The sequence below is a fragment of the Comamonas badia DSM 17552 genome, assembly GCF_000484635.1.
GTDB classification, from domain to species: Bacteria; Pseudomonadota; Gammaproteobacteria; order Burkholderiales; family Burkholderiaceae_C; genus Comamonas_C; species Comamonas_C badia.
Map to the genome: position 1 here is coordinate 110415 of NZ_AXVM01000002.1, position 16222 is coordinate 126636.

The 16222-nt window shown below is 64.5% G+C and carries 13 protein-coding genes; 2 read left to right on the forward strand and 11 right to left on the reverse strand.

Annotated elements, in window-relative coordinates; translation table 11 throughout:
• Positions 1-47 precede the first annotated feature (47 nt).
• The 3 genes from K320_RS0104535 to K320_RS0104545 all read right to left on the reverse strand — a co-directional run bounded on the left by K320_RS0104535 (position 48) and on the right by K320_RS0104545 (position 5549).
• Positions 48-1145: a ribonucleotide-diphosphate reductase subunit beta gene (locus K320_RS0104535; protein ID WP_024537671.1), complete on the reverse strand. Its 1098-nt coding sequence runs from the start codon at positions 1143-1145 to the stop codon at positions 48-50.
• Positions 1146-1162: 17 nt separating this feature from the next.
• Positions 1163-3685 (reverse strand): ribonucleoside-diphosphate reductase subunit alpha, encoded by a 2523-nt coding sequence (locus K320_RS0104540; protein ID WP_024537672.1) that lies wholly within the window; start codon positions 3683-3685, stop codon positions 1163-1165.
• Positions 3686-3884: 199 nt separating this feature from the next.
• On the reverse strand, positions 3885-5549 hold the full coding sequence (locus K320_RS0104545) for a Na/Pi cotransporter family protein (protein ID WP_024537673.1): 1665 nt from the start codon (positions 5547-5549) through the stop codon (positions 3885-3887).
• A 98-nt stretch (positions 5550-5647) separates the two neighbouring features.
• Between K320_RS0104545 and K320_RS18345 the strand changes: the two genes are divergently transcribed.
• The gene (locus K320_RS18345; protein WP_024537674.1) at positions 5648-6547 is read left to right on the forward strand and encodes a tRNA (adenosine(37)-N6)-threonylcarbamoyltransferase complex transferase subunit TsaD; all 900 of its coding nucleotides are present in this window, start codon (positions 5648-5650) and stop codon (positions 6545-6547) included.
• Positions 6548-6574: 27 nt separating this feature from the next.
• On the opposite strand, the gene lspA is transcribed toward K320_RS18345, so the two are convergent.
• The 3 genes from lspA to K320_RS0104565 form a co-directional block, all read right to left on the reverse strand.
• Complete coding sequence (gene lspA / locus K320_RS0104555; protein WP_029695810.1) at positions 6575-7099, reverse strand: signal peptidase II; 525 nt, start codon at positions 7097-7099, stop codon at positions 6575-6577.
• Positions 7092-9947, reverse strand: coding sequence for an isoleucine--tRNA ligase (gene ileS, locus K320_RS0104560; protein ID WP_024537676.1), 2856 nt, complete (start codon positions 9945-9947; stop codon positions 7092-7094). The genes lspA and ileS overlap by 8 nt, the downstream gene beginning before the upstream one ends.
• Positions 9948-10026: 79 nt before the next feature.
• Positions 10027-11064, reverse strand: a complete 1038-nt coding sequence (locus tag K320_RS0104565; protein ID WP_024537677.1) for a bifunctional riboflavin kinase/FAD synthetase — start codon at positions 11062-11064, stop codon at positions 10027-10029.
• Between the two features lie 151 nt (positions 11065-11215).
• Here K320_RS0104565 and K320_RS0104570 point away from each other — a divergent pair, with 151 nt between their 5' ends.
• Entirely contained in the window at positions 11216-11773 is a 558-nt protein-coding gene (locus K320_RS0104570) for an HNH endonuclease (protein ID WP_024537678.1), read from the forward strand.
• 28 nt (positions 11774-11801) lie between these two features.
• On the opposite strand, the gene K320_RS0104575 is transcribed toward K320_RS0104570, so the two are convergent.
• From K320_RS0104575 to folP, 5 genes are all read right to left on the reverse strand, one after another.
• Positions 11802-13118 (reverse strand): methyltransferase domain-containing protein, encoded by a 1317-nt coding sequence (locus tag K320_RS0104575; RefSeq protein ID WP_407059752.1) that lies wholly within the window; start codon positions 13116-13118, stop codon positions 11802-11804.
• 204 nt (positions 13119-13322) lie between these two features.
• Positions 13323-13481 (reverse strand): HD domain-containing phosphohydrolase, encoded by a 159-nt coding sequence (locus K320_RS19700; protein WP_407059753.1) that lies wholly within the window; start codon positions 13479-13481, stop codon positions 13323-13325.
• A 121-nt stretch (positions 13482-13602) separates the two neighbouring features.
• Positions 13603-14031, reverse strand: coding sequence for a GAF domain-containing protein (locus tag K320_RS18590; RefSeq protein ID WP_245593820.1), 429 nt, complete (start codon positions 14029-14031; stop codon positions 13603-13605).
• Between the two features lie 3 nt (positions 14032-14034).
• Positions 14035-15366 (reverse strand): phosphoglucosamine mutase, encoded by a 1332-nt coding sequence (gene glmM, locus K320_RS0104595; protein WP_024537681.1) that lies wholly within the window; start codon positions 15364-15366, stop codon positions 14035-14037.
• On the reverse strand, positions 15363-16220 hold the full coding sequence (gene folP, locus K320_RS0104600; protein WP_024537682.1) for a dihydropteroate synthase: 858 nt from the start codon (positions 16218-16220) through the stop codon (positions 15363-15365). Before folP ends, glmM begins: the two co-directional genes overlap by 4 nt.
• Positions 16221-16222: the final 2 nt, after the last annotated feature.

A 16222-nucleotide genomic window follows, 5' to 3' on the forward strand; every position in this document is an offset into this window, starting at 1 on the left:
CTGGGCAGCGCGCCGCCGATTCATTGGATCGAACGCGGCTCCATCCCTCAAAAATTCACCTCGAACACCACCCCCTCATCGTTCCTGCGCATCACCCCCACCTTGTACGCCGCAATGTCCTGCTCCTGCGGTGAGGCCTGCGTCTTGCTGATGTTGAGCCACTTTTCCATGAACTTGAGCGGGTTGGCCTTGGGGAATTCGTATTTGGTCGTCTCCAGGCCCAGCGTCTGGTAGACGTCCTTGGCGCAGTAGCGCGTCCAGGCCGACAGGCGCTCGGCGTTCATGCCGACGAGTTCGCGGCCTTCGGAGAAGAGGTACTCGATCCAGGCGAGTTCGCTGTCCACCACTTCGGCGATGAGCTGCTCGATGTCTTCGCGCTTCTGCGCGAAGGCGGTCTGGCCGCGCGCCGTGGTCAGTTCGTTCTGCAGCACGGCGCGGTCGAGCTCGGCGTGGATTTCCAGCTCGTCCTGCGCGATCTTCTGGATGGATTTGCCTATCGGCTGGAACATGCCGGTGTCGCAGATGGCAAAGGTCACGGCGAAACTCGCCATGAACTGGATGCGTTCCATGCAGAAGAGCGCGACGAGCATCATGAAGATGGCGTTGTAGGTGTCCTGGTCGTTGCCCAATGCCCCTAGCGCGTATTGGTGCGAGACGGTATAGCCGTCTTCAAAGGCCTTCACGACGCGGGCCAGGCGCGCATGCGCCTCCTGCACGCTGAGGATCTCGTCGATGATGACCGAGGGGTCGTCAAACGAATTGCGCACGATCTCGGAATAGGTAGCGGCGTGGATGACCTCGTTGTCCGACACGCGCTGCCACGCGGCCCAGAGTTCGCTGCTGGTGATGAAGGGCGCGAGCACCGGCGCGATGGCGCGGCTGGCGACGCTGTCGGCCTCCCACTGCCAGGCCAGCGTCTTGATCATCATGTCGTAGGTGGAGCGGCTGGCCTTCTTGAAGTCGGCGTTGCAGCTCGAATAGTCGAATTCGTTCTCATCCCAGTCCAGCGATTTCTGCGTCTTGTACAGCTCCCAGATGCGCGGGTAGTGGCGGTTGATGGTGTCGAACAGACCCTGTTTGTCGCCCAGGAACAGCAGCGGCTTGTCGTAATCGGTCTTGGTGTAGTTGAAGACGGTATCGGTCATGGCGGGTTTCCTTCAGATCAGAGGGTGCAGGCGCCGTTGCACTCGGGGTCGGCATCCAGCACGCTCTCGGCACTTGAAGCTTCGGGGCCGTTCGCCTCGCCCTTCTTGCCACCCACGTCGGCCGCCATCGCGCTGCCCACCATGCGGCCGACGAGCTCGTGGCGCTCGGCATCGGCCTCGCTCAGTGCCTTGAAGCCGGCCGAGGTCTTCTGGTTCATGTAGTACTTGCTCTTGAGGCCGAGCTTGATGCGGTAGAGGTAGTCCTGAATCATCTCGCTGGAGCCTATGAAGGCGTCGCCTATCACCTTGCGGTAGAAGTCGGCGGAGATGCCCTGGTCGGTCCACTTCTGCAGGATGGCGTAGGCCTCGGTCATGTCCTTGGCGGGGATGTCCCAGGCGGATTCGTACCAGTCGGCGAGCTCTTCGCCATTGGGCGCGGCCCAGTAGTTCACGCGCTGGTTGTCGGTCTTGATGAGCGTGAGCTCGCGGATGGGGTAGACGCCGTTGGTCGTGCCCGAGGCGTTGGCCGAGGTCTCGGTGGGCATGTGCGCAGCCAGCACCGAGTTGCGGATGCCGCCGTTGGCGACGATGGCGGCGCGCAGCTGCTCCCAGTCGTAGCGGTTCTTGAGCGGTGCGATCTGATCGACGTTGCGGTTGTAGGTATCCAGCGGCAGCCAGCCTTCGGCCCAGCGGGTCTTGTGGATCCAGGGGGCGTTGCCCAGCTCCTTGCCCAGACGCAGGCTGGCGCTGAGCAGGTGGTAGAAGTGGCGCTCGGCCGTCTGGTGGATGAACTGCTTGCCCTCCGCCGTGGTGTAGCGCTGGTGCTCGCGCGCCATCAGGTGCGCCAGGCCCAGGATGCCGACGCCGGCGTTCAGACGCGCCTTGGAGGTGTAGCCGATGTGCGGCAGCTCGTATTCCGCCAGGTGGATGCACTTGTCGATCATCAGGAGCGCGTAGTAGGCGACTTCCTCGTACTGCGCATCGCTCTCGATGTTGTCCACGCAGATGCCCGCGAGGTTGCAGGTGGCCACCTCGGGTGAGGAGCGCTGGGTGATCTTCTGGAGGGTGGCGCCCTGCACCACGTCGCCCGGCTGCAGCTCCAGCGGGTAGACCATGCCGCGCTGCGTTTGCACGGGCTTTTCGCCGCTCAGGCGGTGCGTGCCGCCCTCCTCGTCTTCGAATTCGATGAAGGAGACGTCGCCTTCCTTGTAGATTTCGGTGATGTGGTTGTAGGCGCCGGTGGGCAGGTCGATTTCGGAGCAGAGGTTGGAGCTGTAGATGGTCTCCTTGAACGGCGTGTGGCGGTTCATCTCGTGGATGTTGTGCTCGTAGATGCGGCCGGTCTCGTTCCACTCGTTGCAGGCGGTGATGAGGATTTCGCGCGCATTCAGGTAGCGCTTGGGGAACAGCGGGTTCTTGTCGTACTTCTCGTACAGCCGCTCAAAGCGCTCTTCGTCGCTGCTGTAGAGCGCCTCGTACAGATCCGGCGCGGTGAAGCTGTTGAAGAGGAAGATGTCTTCGTTCCTCGCCACCTTGCGCGCGAACAACCGGTTGCTGCCCCAGGAATAGTCCATGCCGCGGATCTTCTTGTCCTCGGTGGACATGGGGTTCTTCAGGCGCAGCAGGGTTTCGACCTCGGGGTCGTAGATCGAGAAGTAGCTGGTGCAGGCGCCGCCGCGGCCGTTCTGCAGGCTGGATTTCACCTCCGAGACCACGGCGCGCAGGTAGGGCAGCTTGCCCTGGTGGCGGATCACGCCGCCGCGCACCGGGTCGTTCACCGAGCGCAAATTCATGTGCGAGCCGATGCCCGCGCTCATGTAGGTCATGGTGTAGGCGATGTGGTTGCCCACGGCGATCGAGCGCGCACTGTCCGCCGTGGTGTAGAGGCAGCAGCTGGCGTAGCCGCGCAGCGGCGTGCCCAGGTTGATGTGGTTGGGCGTGGGCGCGTTGATGCGGTTCATCGACAGGTGCTCGTACCAGCGGGCCACGTCCGTCATGCGGCGCGCGCGCGGCTGGTCCACGGCCAGCGCCATGGCCATGCGCATGTAGATGAACTGCGAGGTCTCGTAGATGCGGTTCTTCACCCGGTCGGCGATCGCGTATTTCGACAGGTGCGTGTGCAGCTGGTAATGCGCGTAGCCGTAGTCGCGGTCATGGTCGATCAGCTTCTCGACCTCGGCGTATTCCTCGTCGGAATAGTCCAGATGCTCCATGTAGCCGAGCTTTTGCAGGCGCCGGTGCAGCTGCAGCACCGTGGGCATGAAGACGCCGTGCACCTCTTTGTGCATCAGCGCCGCGTACAGGCGCCCGGCCATGCGGTTGTAGAGCCACGAATCGGACTGCAGGCAGTTCTTGATGAGCTGCTGCTGCAGCATCGTCGTCGTCACCTGCTCGGGCATGTCCGTCACCGTCTCAAGCACCACCGAGGACCAGTCCATGTCCGGCCCCAGGGCCTGGGCGGCCCATTCGCCCCAGCCGTTGAGCTTGGACGGGGTGAACGACTCGACGCGGCCGTCGCGCTTGGTGACTGATTCGATCATGGCGGGGGATGCTCCTTGGGCGGTGTGGATACGCTAAAACGCTAGGGATAGTAGTTTAGCCGCCATCTGCACACAATCAGTAGTGTCCCTGACGTGATGGGGAAAAGAGGGAAATCCGCAGCCTGAACCAGCGGGGCGGGCGCATGGGCGCTGGGTTTTGCCTTTTTGCAACACCCTGTCCGCAGACGGCGATGAGGTCTCAGACAGGTGGCAAACCGCCTTCATGCCCCTTGGCGCGCTCGCCGATGCTGGGCAGCGCGCCGGCCTGCTCCAGGATGGGATAGGCGGTGGCGCTGATGAGCGAATTGATGCGGCGCAATTCGCTCAGCAAATCAATGTGCAGCGAACTGGTTTCCATGCTCTGCGTGGAGCGGTCGGCCAGGCGGGCCAGATGGTTGGCCGCGTAGGCGCGCTCCAGCGCGCGGAAATGCCCTTTTTCCTCCAGCAGCCGCTGCGCATCGCGCACCGTTCCGTCCAGGAAGACCCCCATGCCCAGGCGCAGGTTGTTGATCAGGCGCTGGTGCAGCTCGGTGATCTCCCGCATGCCGGCCTCGGAGAATTCCACACCCTTGGCGATCTTCTTTTCCTGCACGTCCTGCACGATGCGCTCGATGATGTCGCCGATCTGCTCCATGTTGATGGTGAAGCTGATGATGTCCGCCCAGCGGCGGCTTTCCTTCTCGCCCAGATCCTCGCGCGGGATTTTGGTCAGGTAATACTTGATCGCCGAATAGAGCGCGTCCACCTCGTCGTCCATGCCGCGCAGGCGCTGCGCCAGCGCTTCGTCGTTGTCGCGGATCACGTCCAGCACGCCCTTGAGCATGGTTTCCACCACGTCGGCCTGGTAGAGCGCCTCGCGCACCGCCAGCGTCATCGCGAGCGACGGCGTGGCCAGAGCGGAAGGGTCGAGGTGGCGCGGCTGGTAGCCCTGCGCCTGGGCCGACTTGGGCAGCAGCCGCGCCACCCAGCGCGCCACCCATTGCGTGAGGCCGATGAAGCCCACGCCGATGATGATGTTGTAGCCCAGGTGGAACAGCACCACGCTGTGCGCCGTGCCCGGCACGAGCGGATGCACATAGCGCGCCCACAACTCCACGAAGGGCGCCACCAGCACCACGCCCAGCACCTTGAAGACCACGTTGCCCACCGTCACCTGCCGCACCTCGGCGGAAGAGCGCGCCATGGTCAGGACCGCGGCCAGGCCATTGCCCAGATTGGCGCCCAGCACCAGACCCAATGCCATGGACAGCGGCACCACGTTGGAATCGGCCATGGCCGCGATCAGCAGCACCACCGCCAGGCTGGAATACGAAACGATGGCCAGCACCGCGCCGACCAGGATTTCGGCGAACAGGTCGTTGTTCATGGCCTCCAGAATGACTGGTGTGATGGGCGAGGCGAGCATGGGCTCGCTGGCCAGCACGATCTGCTGCAGCGCCAGCAGCATCAGTCCCAGGCCGATCAGGATGCGCCCCACGCGCCCGGCCGTGCGCGCCTGCCAGCTGACATACAGCACCACACCCGAAAAAACGAACAGCGGCGAGAGCCAGGACAAATCCATCGAAAACAGCACCGCCATCAGCGCCGTGCCGATATCCGCCCCGCGCATCACGGCCAGCGCCGCCGGCAGCGAGATCAGCCCCTGCCCCACGAAGGACGCCGTCATCAGCCCCGTGGCGGTGCTCGACTGCACCAGCGCCGTCACGCCAATGCCCGAAAGCGCCGCGGTGAAGCGATTGCCCAGGCTCCTGGCCAGCCAGGTGCGCAGGTTGGCACCGAAGACGCGCAGCACCCCGGTGCGCACCAGGTGCATGCCCCAGATCAGCAGCGCAATGGCTGCCAGCAGATCCAACAAATGCTTCATGTCCCGCGGACGCTTTTCAAGAAAATCCCTGTTTGGCAAAGGCCAGTCCAAAGCATACCCGGGCCCGATGGTGTCGTTCGTCCTAAACTGGCCATACCATGGCGCAGCAGGCAGACACGAAGGCACTGGGGATTGCCCATCAAGGGGGGAAATTCCACTATGCGCTGGTCCAAGGCCAGCCGGATGGCGGCGTCAGCGTGCTGCACCAGGGCCTGGTCGCGCATCTGGATGGTCTGCGCAATCCGCTGGAATCACGCGGCGCGCCCATGGCAAGCGTCGCCGCCATTGGTATCGCCTGCGCTCGGCTGGGCGATGCGCTCGCACCCATCGCTCCGGGCGTGCCGGTGCTGGTCATCGACACCTTGCAAGCCCACCTGCTCGCGGCCTCGGCCAACCCTGCCTGTCTCGCCAATCCGCTGGTGGCTCTGGTGGCCACAGACACGCTGACGACCCTGGTACGGGTGGATGCGCCCGGCCACTGCGCAGCGCTGGGCCGCTCTCTCGACACTGCCGCGGGCAACGTCTTCGACGCTCTCGCCGAGCAGCTGGGCATGGACCTGCCGGGCGGCGCCGCGCTCGCCCGGCTGGCGGATTTCGGCGACGCCGACGGCGATCGGATGCCCGAGCCCGAAGTGGATGCGGCGTCGCTGGACTTTTCGTTTGCCCCGCTGCGCATGGCGGCGCTGCGGCGCGCACGAGAACTTGAAGGAAGCCCCTGCGAACAACCCCGCGCCGATCTGGCAGCCAGCGTACAGCAGGCGGTGGCAGGCCAGCTTGCGCGGCAGGCGCTCAAGGCGCTGCAACGCACCGGCAGCACCCAGCTGGCGCTCTGCGGCAAAGTGGCCAACAACGCCACGCTGCGGGCGGCGCTGCAAGGCCATTGCCACCTGGTCACGCCCTTGCCGGGCACATCCCGCTCCATCCGCCTGGCACAGGCAGCGTACGTGCTGCAGGCCTGCCAACCCCGGCCCGCGAGCGTCAGGCCTCGAGCCCGATGAACAGCCCGGACGCCGGTGCGCCGTTCTTCATGGTTTTCTGCGCGCCCGCAACACCTCATCGACGATCAGGCACACGGCCCCCAAGGTGATCGCGGCATCGGCCAGATTGAAGGCCGGGAAATGGCCGCCATGAAACACCGGCGCAAGAAACGCCCAGTGGAAGTCCAGAAAATCAACCACATAGCCGTGCTCCAGCCGGTCGACGACATTGCCCACGGCACCACCCAGAATGCTGGCGAGGGCAAACGCAAACAGCTTCTGATGGGCATGGCGCAGCAGCTGCCAGGCAATGAAGCCGCCCACCACCACGCCGATGGCGGTGAACAACCAGCGCTGCCAGCCCCCGGCCGATGCAAGAAAGGAAAACGCCGCGCCGGTGTTGTGCGCGCGCACGATGTTGAAGAAACCGGTGATCTGCGTCGCATCGCCCAGCTGGTAGTGCTGCAGGATCAGGCGCTTGCCGAGCTGGTCCAGAGCAACCACCGCCAGCGCCCACGCAAACCACGGCGCGGCGCGAAGGGGGCCGCCTTGGCGCGGCGCGGCGTCAGGCATGAAGGCGCGGCTCGCCGCCGCCAAACAGGTTGCTGGTGCAGCGGCCGCACAACGTGGGGTGCCGGGCATCGTGCCCAACGTCGGCGCGGTAATGCCAGCAGCGTTCGCATTTATCATCAAAACTGGCTTTTACGGTTATCTGCATTGCGCTTCCAGCTATCAATTCCACGTTTGAGACGATCAAGACGAACTTCAAGTCGTCGCCCAGGCCGGCAAGCTGCGCATGGTCTTCTGGCGGAAGCGTCAGGGTCACGACTGCCTGCAGTGAGGAGCCGATGGCGCCTGCGGCCCGCTGGTTTTCAATTTCCTTGTTGACGGCCGCGCGAATTTCCAGAATGCGCTGCCACCGGGCCAGCAGCGCCTCATCCACCCGCGCCACCTCCTGGAAGGTTTCGAGGTAAATCGATGCGGAGCCGCCAAAAATCTTCCATGCCTCTTCCGCGGTGAACGAGAGGAAGGGCGCCATCCAGCGCAGCATGGCGTGGGTGATCTTGTACAGCGCCGTCTGCGCGCTGCGCCGTGCCAGGCTTTTGGCACCGGTGGTGTAGAGCCGGTCCTTGAGCACATCCAGGTAGAAGCCGCCCAGGTCCTCGGAGCAGAACAGCTGCAGCCTGGCCACCACCGGGTGAAACTCGTACACCTTGTAGTGCGCCAGGATGTCCTGCTGCAGCTGCGCGGTGCGGGCCAGCGCCCAGCGGTCGATTTCCAGCAGCTCGGCATCCGCCACCGCGTCGTGCGCCGGATCGAAATCACTCACATTGGCGAGCAGAAAGCGCAGCGTGTTGCGGATGCGGCGATAGCCATCGACCACGCGCGCCAGGATCTTGTCGTCGATCGCCAGGTCGCCCGAGTAATCGGTCGATGCGCACCACAGGCGGATGATTTCGGCACCCAGCTTGCCGCTCACTTCCTGCGGCGAAACGGTGTTGCCCAGCGACTTGCTCATCTTCTTGCCCTGGCCATCGACCGTGAAGCCGTGCGTGAGCAGCCCGCGGTACGGCGCGCGGCCATAGATGGCGCTGGCCAGCAGCAGCGAGGAATGGAACCAGCCGCGGTGCTGGTCATGCCCTTCCAGATACAGATCGGCCTCGGGGCCCTGATCGTGGTGCAACGTGGGGTGCGTGCCGCGCAGCACATGCCAGAAGGTGGAGCCGGAATCGAACCAGACTTCCAGAATGTCGGTGCTCTTGGTGTAGCGCCTGGCATCTTCCGCGCCCAGGATGTCCTCGCTGCTGGCGCGGCTCCAGGCTTCGATGCCGCCTTGCTCAACGATGGCGGCCGCCTGGTCGATGATCTCCATCGTGCGCGGGTGCAGCTCGCCGCTGTCCTGGTGCAGGAAGAAAGGCAAGGGCACGCCCCAGCTCCTCTGGCGTGAGATGCACCAGTCAGGGCGATTGGCAATCATGTCGCGCAGACGCGCCTTGCCATTCTCGGGATAGAAACTGGTGTTTTCGATAGCTGACAGCGCAATCTGGCGCAGCGTTTGCGCTGGTTTTTGTGCTGAATCGGTAAACACGCCCTCGCCCTCGTCCATGCGCACGAACCACTGCGCCGCGGCGCGGTAGATCACCGGCGTCTTGTGGCGCCAGCAGTGCGGGTAGCTGTGCGTGATGGTGCGCGTATCCATCAGGCGCCCGGCCACCTTGAGCGCATCGAGGATGACGGGCACGGCCTTCCAGATGAACTGTCCGGCGAACATGCCGAGATCCGGCGCATACACGCCGTTGCCCTGCACGGGGTTGAGAATGTCCTCGACCTTCATGCCGTTGGCGACGCAGGAGTTGAAGTCCTCCACGCCATAGGCCGGGGCCGAGTGGACGATGCCGGTGCCGTCCTCAGCGGTGGCGTAGTCGGCCACGTAGACGGGCGAGAGGCGATCGAAGCCCTTGTCCACATGGGCCAGCGGGTGCCTGAAGGGCATGTGGTCGAGCTTCCTGCCCAGCGCCGTGGCCGCCACCTTGCCGGTGAGCTGCCAGCGCTCCAGGCATTTTTCCACCAGGGCGCTGGCCACGATGAGCAGGCTACGTTCGGTATCGACGAGGCTGTATTCCAGATCGGGGTTGACGTTGAGCGCCTGGTTGGCCGGAATCGTCCAGGCGGTTGTCGTCCAGATCACGGCGAATGCGGGCTTATCGAGCTTGGGCAAGCCAAACGCGGCAGCGAGGCGATCGGGGTCGGCCGCGGGGAACATCACATCCAGCGTCTGGCTCTGCTTGTCCTGGTACTCAATCTCGAATTCGGCCAGCGACGAGGCGCAGTCGAAGCACCAGTACACGGGCTTGAGGCCGCGATAGACGAAGCCGCGCTCCATCACCTTCTTGAGCGCCCGCAGCTCCCCCGCCTCATTGGCGAAATCCATGGTCTTGTAGGGATGGTCCCACTCGCCCAGCACGCCCAGACGCTTGAAATCCTGCATCTGCTGCGCGATCTGCTCGGTGGCAAACGCCCGGCCCCTGGCCTGCATTTCATCGCGCGGCAGGTTGCGGCCAAACTTCTTCTCGATGGCGTTCTCGATCGGCAGGCCATGGCAGTCCCAGCCCGGGGTGTAGAGCGCATCAAAGCCTTCGAGCTGGCGGCTTTTGACGATCATGTCCTTGAGGATCTTGTTCATCGCATGGCCGATGTGGATCTGGCCATTGGCGTAGGGCGGGCCATCGTGCAGGATGAACTTCGGCGCGCCGCGCCGCGCGTCGCGCAATTGCTTGTACAGGCCCTCTTCGTTCCAGGCCTTGACCCAGCCGGGCTCGCGCCTGGGCAGGTCGCCGCGCATCGGGAACGGGGTATCCGGCATGTTGAGCGTGGCGCGGTAGGCGCTCTCGGGCGCGGTCTTGGCTTTGGAATCGGACATGGAAAACCTTGCAAATAGAGGGCGTTTCAGGCCTTGCGCCTGAAAGACGGCTGGAAGCAGTGAAAGCGCGGTGCGCCCGTCAAATTCGGTCGCGCGTGGTCTGGCGACGGGTTTGCGCGTAGGTGGTGGCGAAGTACTGGCGCGCCGCTTCGCAGTCGCGCGCGATGCCGGCGGTGAGCTCGGCAAGGCCTTCGTACTTGATTTCGTCGTGCAGTTTGTGCAGCAGTTCCACGCGAACGATTTTACCGTAGCCCCCCTCAGGCCCCAGCTGCGCCGGCCAGTCCAGGCAGTAGACCTCCAGCAGCACCTGGCCGCCGTTCGCATCACCCGCATCCAGCGATGGGCGCACGCCAAGATTGGCCACGCCCATCAGCGCCATGCCTGCCAGGCCATGCACCAGGACGACAAAAATCCCGCTGGCCGCCGGCTTCCAGTGCGCGAAGCGCAAGTTGAGCGTGCGAAAGCCATCCAGTGCACCGGCGTGGCGCTCACCCAGCGCCCTGCCCAGCTTGCGGCCGTGCACCACATGGCCCGAAATCGCATAAGGCCGCCCCAGCAGACGCTCCACCGCCGGCATGTCGCCCGCCGCCAAAGCCGTACGCACGGCCGTGCTCGATACCCGGTCGCCATGCACTTCGTAACTCATCATGCGCGCCACGTCAAAGCCCTGCGCGCGGCCCGCGGCGTCGAGCATGGCGTAGTCACCCGCGCGCCTGGCGCCGTAGCGAAAGTCATCGCCCACCAGCACGTAGCGCGCGCCCAGGCTGCGCTGGATCACGTCGCCGATGAAGGACTGCGCCGCAAGCTGGGCCAGTTCCCGGTTGAAGCGCAGCACCACGGTCTGGTCCACGCCGCAGCGCGCCAGCTCCGCCAATTTGTCCCTCAGCGTGCCGATGCGTGCCGGCGCCAGATCCGGCTTGCCCTGCACGCTGGCGAAGTAATCGCGCGGGTGCGGCTCGAACGTCAGCACGCAGCTGGGCACTTCCCTATGGCGCGCTTCGTTGACCAGCAGTGCCAGCATCGCCTGGTGGCCGCGGTGCACGCCGTCGAAATTGCCGATGGTCAGCGCACAGGCACGGGCTACCCCGCTGGCATGCAGACCGTGGAATATGTTCATTCGATAACTTCTTTTTTGATAGCTTGCAGCGCTTTTCCATCATGGCGCTGTCAGCTATTTTTCCATAAATGCGAGTATATTGCGTGCGAGCGGTGGCAACGTCGGGCACGCGGTGCCGCCGCCAGATTGCGGAGCGTGCCAGGGGATGTTCGTGAAAGTCTTGAAGCTGTCGGCACAAGGCCTGCCGCAATCATGGATCACGCTGGAGCAGGCAGTCACCCACTACGCCTGCGGCGAGGTGCGCTGGGAGCTGGGCGCGCAAATCGCGCTGTTTCGCGGCGGGCACAACGCGCAGACCGGGCTGCAGTCGCAGATCGCCGTGAGCAGCATCATCGGCACGCGCGGCGTACCGGACATCAACCCATTTGACCTGCAGCCCAGCCTGACCAACGCCAAGCTGTTCCAGCGCGACCGCAATATCTGCGCCTACTGCGGCGGGCATTTCCACGAAGAAGACCTCACGCGCGAACACATCGTGCCCGTGGCGCAACGCGGCGCCAACCACTGGATGAACGTCGCCACGGCCTGCCGCGCCTGCAACCACCGCAAGGCCTCGCGCACGCCCGAGCAGGCGCATATGCCGCTGCTGTATGCGCCCTACGTGCCCAGCTTGTGGGAAGACTTCATCCTGCGCAACCGCCGCATTCTTGCGGACCAGATGGATTTTCTGATGGCCCATGTGCCGCGAACCTCGCGGCTGCTGCACTGAGCGAAGGCGCCGGATCGAAGATGCCGGATCAAGCCGCCTTGCGGGCGCGCACCAGGAAGCCTTGAACCGGCACGCCCGCCTCGCGCCTGAGTTCCAGCGCTTCAATCTCCACGCCTTCAAAGCCAGCCTCCCGACACAGGCGGGCCACATGGCTGCGCTTGTGGGCATAGCGGCCGCTCGGCTGCAGCACCAGATCCTGCCCCTCTTCCGGTGCAATTTCGCAAGAGAACCAGAAATCACCGGCAGGCTGCAGGATGCGATGGGCATCCTGCACCGCACGCGCCAAATCACCCGAATAGATGAAAACGTCCAGCGCTGCCAGCACTTCATACTGCGCCGCTGGCGTTGCCGCCAGCGCATCATTGATGTCCACCGTGTGAAAGCGGTCGTAGACCTTGTGGCGCGCGGCCTGATCGATCATTTTCTGCGAGATTTCCACGCCGATCAGAAAGCCGTCCAGACGCCCAAGGCAGACGCCAAGCAACCCGGTTCCACACCCCAGATCAAGCACGTTGAGGTGCTTGTCCGGGTACCGCTCGAGAATTCTGTCCGCCACGATCTTGGGCAGCCGGTAGCCCAGGCCGCGCACGATATGCTGGTCATAAATCTCCGCCATGCCGTCAAACAATGCCCGATTGAGCTCGACGGGTTGGTGTGGCGGAGTCTCGCCGCGCGCCAGCGCATCGTAGTAGGCAACCACCGCATCGCCAGGCAGCAGTTCCATCAGCACCGCCGTGTCGGCCGCCGCCTGCGTGGCTGCGCCCATTGCGATGAAGGTACGCACGCGGCCGGCCAGCGCTTCTTTGTCATGCGCGTCCTGCGCAATCAACCCGCCCCAGATGTCCAGCGCGCCGGCATGCTGCCCCAGAGTGTCCAGATCACGTGCCAGCAGGCGCCGCAGCTGCACGTCGCCGGGGACCAGTTCAAGCCCTCGGCGCAAGTGCTGAACAGCCATCTCCGTATGTCCGGCGCGATGGGCGATATCGACGACACCCGCGAGCACCAGCAGGTTCCCAGGCTCCAGCCTGGCCACTTCCTGCGCCTTCTCGATGGCCTCGGCAAACTGGTTCTGCCGCGCCAGCAGCAAGGCAAGTTCCAGCAGCCCCGGCCCCCAGCCGGGCGCCGTGGCCACGCTCTTGCGCAGCATCTCCAAAGCACCCTTGACGTTGCCGGATTTCTCCGCCATCAAGCCCGCCATCATGAACACCCGCGCGTCTCCGGGAAGGATTTTCTGTGCCTCATTCAGCGTCAAGGCCGCCTCCCGCAGCTCGCCCTTGGCGAGCTGCGCGCGGACAGTCTCCAGATGATGGCGAATAGGGTCGTTCTGGACAGCAGCAGTCATCAATAGCAAGCACGCGGCTACTGGCCCCGGGGACGGCCCGCGTACAAAAAATGGAAACCATGATTATCTCAGCAGCCCGGCGCTACACATCGATCTGCGACACGTCCAGAAACCGCCGTGCGTAGTCAAGGTGCACTCCGCCTTGCACAAACACCTCGAACAGGCCGGGGTCGATATGTCCGCCGTCACGCATCTCGCGCATGATGGTCACGCCCGCGAGAGTTTCATGCCGTGCTTGTACGGGCGGTCCACCGCAGTCAGCGCCTCGAAGATGTCGGCGATCCCCAGCATGCGCGCCTGCCAGGACATCTGCTCGCGCGTGAGACCGCGCGGGTACCCGAAGGGCAAGGCAGCAAACAGCCGCACTCGGCGTTGCGCGCCTTGCCCAGGCCGCCAGCATGGCCTGCGGCGCGCGCCTTGATTGCGGCTGTTTGCTGCCTTGCGGGCACCATGAAAAGATCATGAACAGGCTCTAAGGCGATTTTCGTCAATCGCCTGGTTGATCAGGGTGACGAAGGATTCGAAAAGGTGCTCCAGCTGATCGATCAGCAGGCGGTTGGTGAGCGCAATCGCGGCCTGCGAAGACAGCGACTGGGCGATCCGCTGCTCTGCCGGCGAAAATGCCCGCACGGACTTTTTTGACTGCATCGATGGCGTTGATGAGCTGCAGCACGCCGATGATTTCACCCTCGTGATTCTTCAGCGGAACCGTGAGGAAGGAGCGCGAGCGGTAGCCCGTGCACCGGTCAAAGGCACGCGTTCCGGAGAAATCGAAATTCGTGCTGTCGTAGGCATCGTCAATGACGACCGTCGTATCGTGCAGCACGGCATGCACCGCCACCATATGGTCATTGGGCGCGCCATCCGCCATGACCACTTCCTCTCCAGGAGGCGCCATGTTGGCGCCGGCGACCATGGGTCAGGCGCGAGCGGCCTGCGCCAGGCGCTGTGCGCACTCGCTGGCCTGTTGGGCATCCTGCGCTTCGACCATGATGCGCAGCAAAGGCTCGGTGCCACTGGCACGCACCAGGACGCGGCCCTGTCCGCCAAGCATCCGCTCGGCATCAGCGATCGCTTTTTGAAGTTGCATGTCGGCGCGCCAATCCTGGCCGGCATTGAGCCGCACGTTGACCAGCACCTGCGGGAAAAGCGCCAGGCCATCGAGCAAATCCGGCAGCTGCGCACGCCGGCGGACGCAGGTCTGCAGAATTTGCAATGCACTCACCAGACCATCGCCGGTGCTGTGCTTGTCCAGCACCAGCAGATGGCCGGACCCTTCGCCGCCGAGCAGCCAGCCATGCGCGAGCAGTTCCTCCAGCACATAGCGATCGCCTACCTTTGCCCGGACAAACTGAACGCCCCGCTGCACCAGCGCACGTTCGACGGCCATGTTGGTCATCAAGGTGCCTACCACGCCCGGCACCTGCTCGCCGCGGTTCAGCCGATCGGCGGCGATGACATACAGCAACTCGTCACCGGTATACAGCCGTCCCTGGGCGTCGACCATCTGCAGGCGATCGGCATCGCCGTCGAGTGCGATGCCGAAGTCCGCACGATTGGCCCGCACCGACCGCACCAGGGCATCCGGATGGGTCGCGCCCACCTGGTCGTTGATGTTCAGGCCGTCGGGCGCGCAGCCGATCGCGATCACGTCCGCGCCGAGCTCATGGAACACCTTGGGCGCGATGTGGTAGGCCGCACCGTGCGCCGCATCGACGACGATCTTCAAGCCTCTGAGCGTGAGGTCGTGCGCAAACGTGCTCTTGCAGAATTCGATGTAGCGCCCGGCAGCATCGTCGAGCCGCGCAGCCTTGCCCAGGCTGGCAGCATTCGCCCAGTGCGGCGCCCGCTGCAGCGCTGCCTCGACATCCAGCTCCCAGGCATCCGGCAACTTGGAGCCCTGCGCACTGAAAAATTTGATGCCATTGTCGGCAAACGGATTGTGCGAAGCGGAAATCACCACCCCAAGGCTCGCGCGCAGGGCACGCGTCAGATAGGCAACCCCGGGGGTCGGCAAGGGCCCGAGCAGCACCACATCCGCCCCGGCGGAATTCAGGCCGGATTCCAGGGCCGACTCCAGCATGTAGCCAGAAATGCGGGTGTCTTTGCCGATCAACACCCGTGGGCGCTCTTCGCCGCGGCGCAGCACGCTGCCGACGGCATGCCCCAGGCGCAGCACGAAATCCGGCGTGATGGGTTCATGTCCGACCGTGCCGCGAATGCCGTCGGTGCCAAAGAATTTGCGTGTCATTGGCCTGTTTCCTCCGTTGGCTGATCCTGTCCTGCCTGCACCGCCTGCCAGATGGCAAGCGCCGCGACCGTCGCTCCGACCTCATGCACGCGCACAATGGAAGCGCCGCGCTGTACCGCCAGTACCGCGGCGACGGCGCTGACCGCCACACGCTCACGCACCGGCAACCCCGTGACAGCACCGAGCGAGGACTTGTGCGACCAGCCCGCCAAGACTGGATAGCCCAGGCCAAGCAGGGCTTGCTGGCGTGCAAGCAGCACGAAGTTCTGCTCCACCGTCTTGCCAAAACCGATTCCTGGATCGATGACGATCCTTTGCGCAGCAACGCCCGATGCCCGCAATCGATCAGCGGCATCTTCAAGGAATTCCATCACCTGCGCCAGCACGTCCCCCTGCATGGGCTGCGTCTGCATGGTCCGCGGATCGCGATGCATGTGCATCAGGCAGACACCGCAGGAAAGATGGCCCGCCACCGCCGCCTGCGCACCGGGCTGTCGCAAGGCCCAGATGTCGTTGATGATGTCCACGCCCAGATCCAGCACCTGCTGCATCACCTGGGGTTTGTAGGTATCCACCGATACGGGCACACCGAGCGTCAGCGCCGCCCGCACCACGGGCAGCAGCCGGTCCAATTCATCGTGCAGCGGCAGCGGCGGGCTGCCCGGGCGGGTCGATTCGCCGCCGATGTCCAGGATGTCGGCGCCTTCGTGCACCAGCCGCTCGCAGTGTGCGATGGCCGCCTCGGGCGAGGCGTGGTCGCCGCCGTCGGAAAACGAATCCGGCGTGACGTTGACGATGCCCATCACGCGCGGGCGCGACAGGTCGATTGCGAAGCGCGTGGTCTGCCAGTACATGG

What these genes read in the sequence shown, in the direction of transcription:
- K320_RS0104535 (WP_024537671.1), bottom strand. Translation starts at nt 1,145, where the DNA reads ATGACCGATACCGTCTTCAACTACACCAAGACCGATTACGACAAGCCG.
- K320_RS0104540 (WP_024537672.1), bottom strand. Translation starts at nt 3,685, where the DNA reads ATGATCGAATCAGTCACCAAGCGCGACGGCCGCGTCGAGTCGTTCACC.
- K320_RS0104545 (WP_024537673.1), bottom strand. Translation starts at nt 5,549, where the DNA reads ATGAAGCATTTGTTGGATCTGCTGGCAGCCATTGCGCTGCTGATCTGG.
- K320_RS18345 (WP_024537674.1), top strand. Translation starts at nt 5,648, where the DNA reads ATGGCGCAGCAGGCAGACACGAAGGCACTGGGGATTGCCCATCAAGGG.
- lspA (WP_029695810.1), bottom strand. Translation starts at nt 7,099, where the DNA reads ATGCCTGACGCCGCGCCGCGCCAAGGCGGCCCCCTTCGCGCCGCGCCG.
- ileS (WP_024537676.1), bottom strand. Translation starts at nt 9,947, where the DNA reads ATGTCCGATTCCAAAGCCAAGACCGCGCCCGAGAGCGCCTACCGCGCC.
- K320_RS0104565 (WP_024537677.1), bottom strand. Translation starts at nt 11,064, where the DNA reads ATGAACATATTCCACGGTCTGCATGCCAGCGGGGTAGCCCGTGCCTGT.
- K320_RS18590 (WP_245593820.1), bottom strand. Translation starts at nt 14,031, where the DNA reads ATGGTCGCCGGCGCCAACATGGCGCCTCCTGGAGAGGAAGTGGTCATG.
- glmM (WP_024537681.1), bottom strand. Translation starts at nt 15,366, where the DNA reads ATGACACGCAAATTCTTTGGCACCGACGGCATTCGCGGCACGGTCGGA.
- folP (WP_024537682.1), bottom strand. Translation starts at nt 16,220, where the DNA reads ATGTACTGGCAGACCACGCGCTTCGCAATCGACCTGTCGCGCCCGCGC.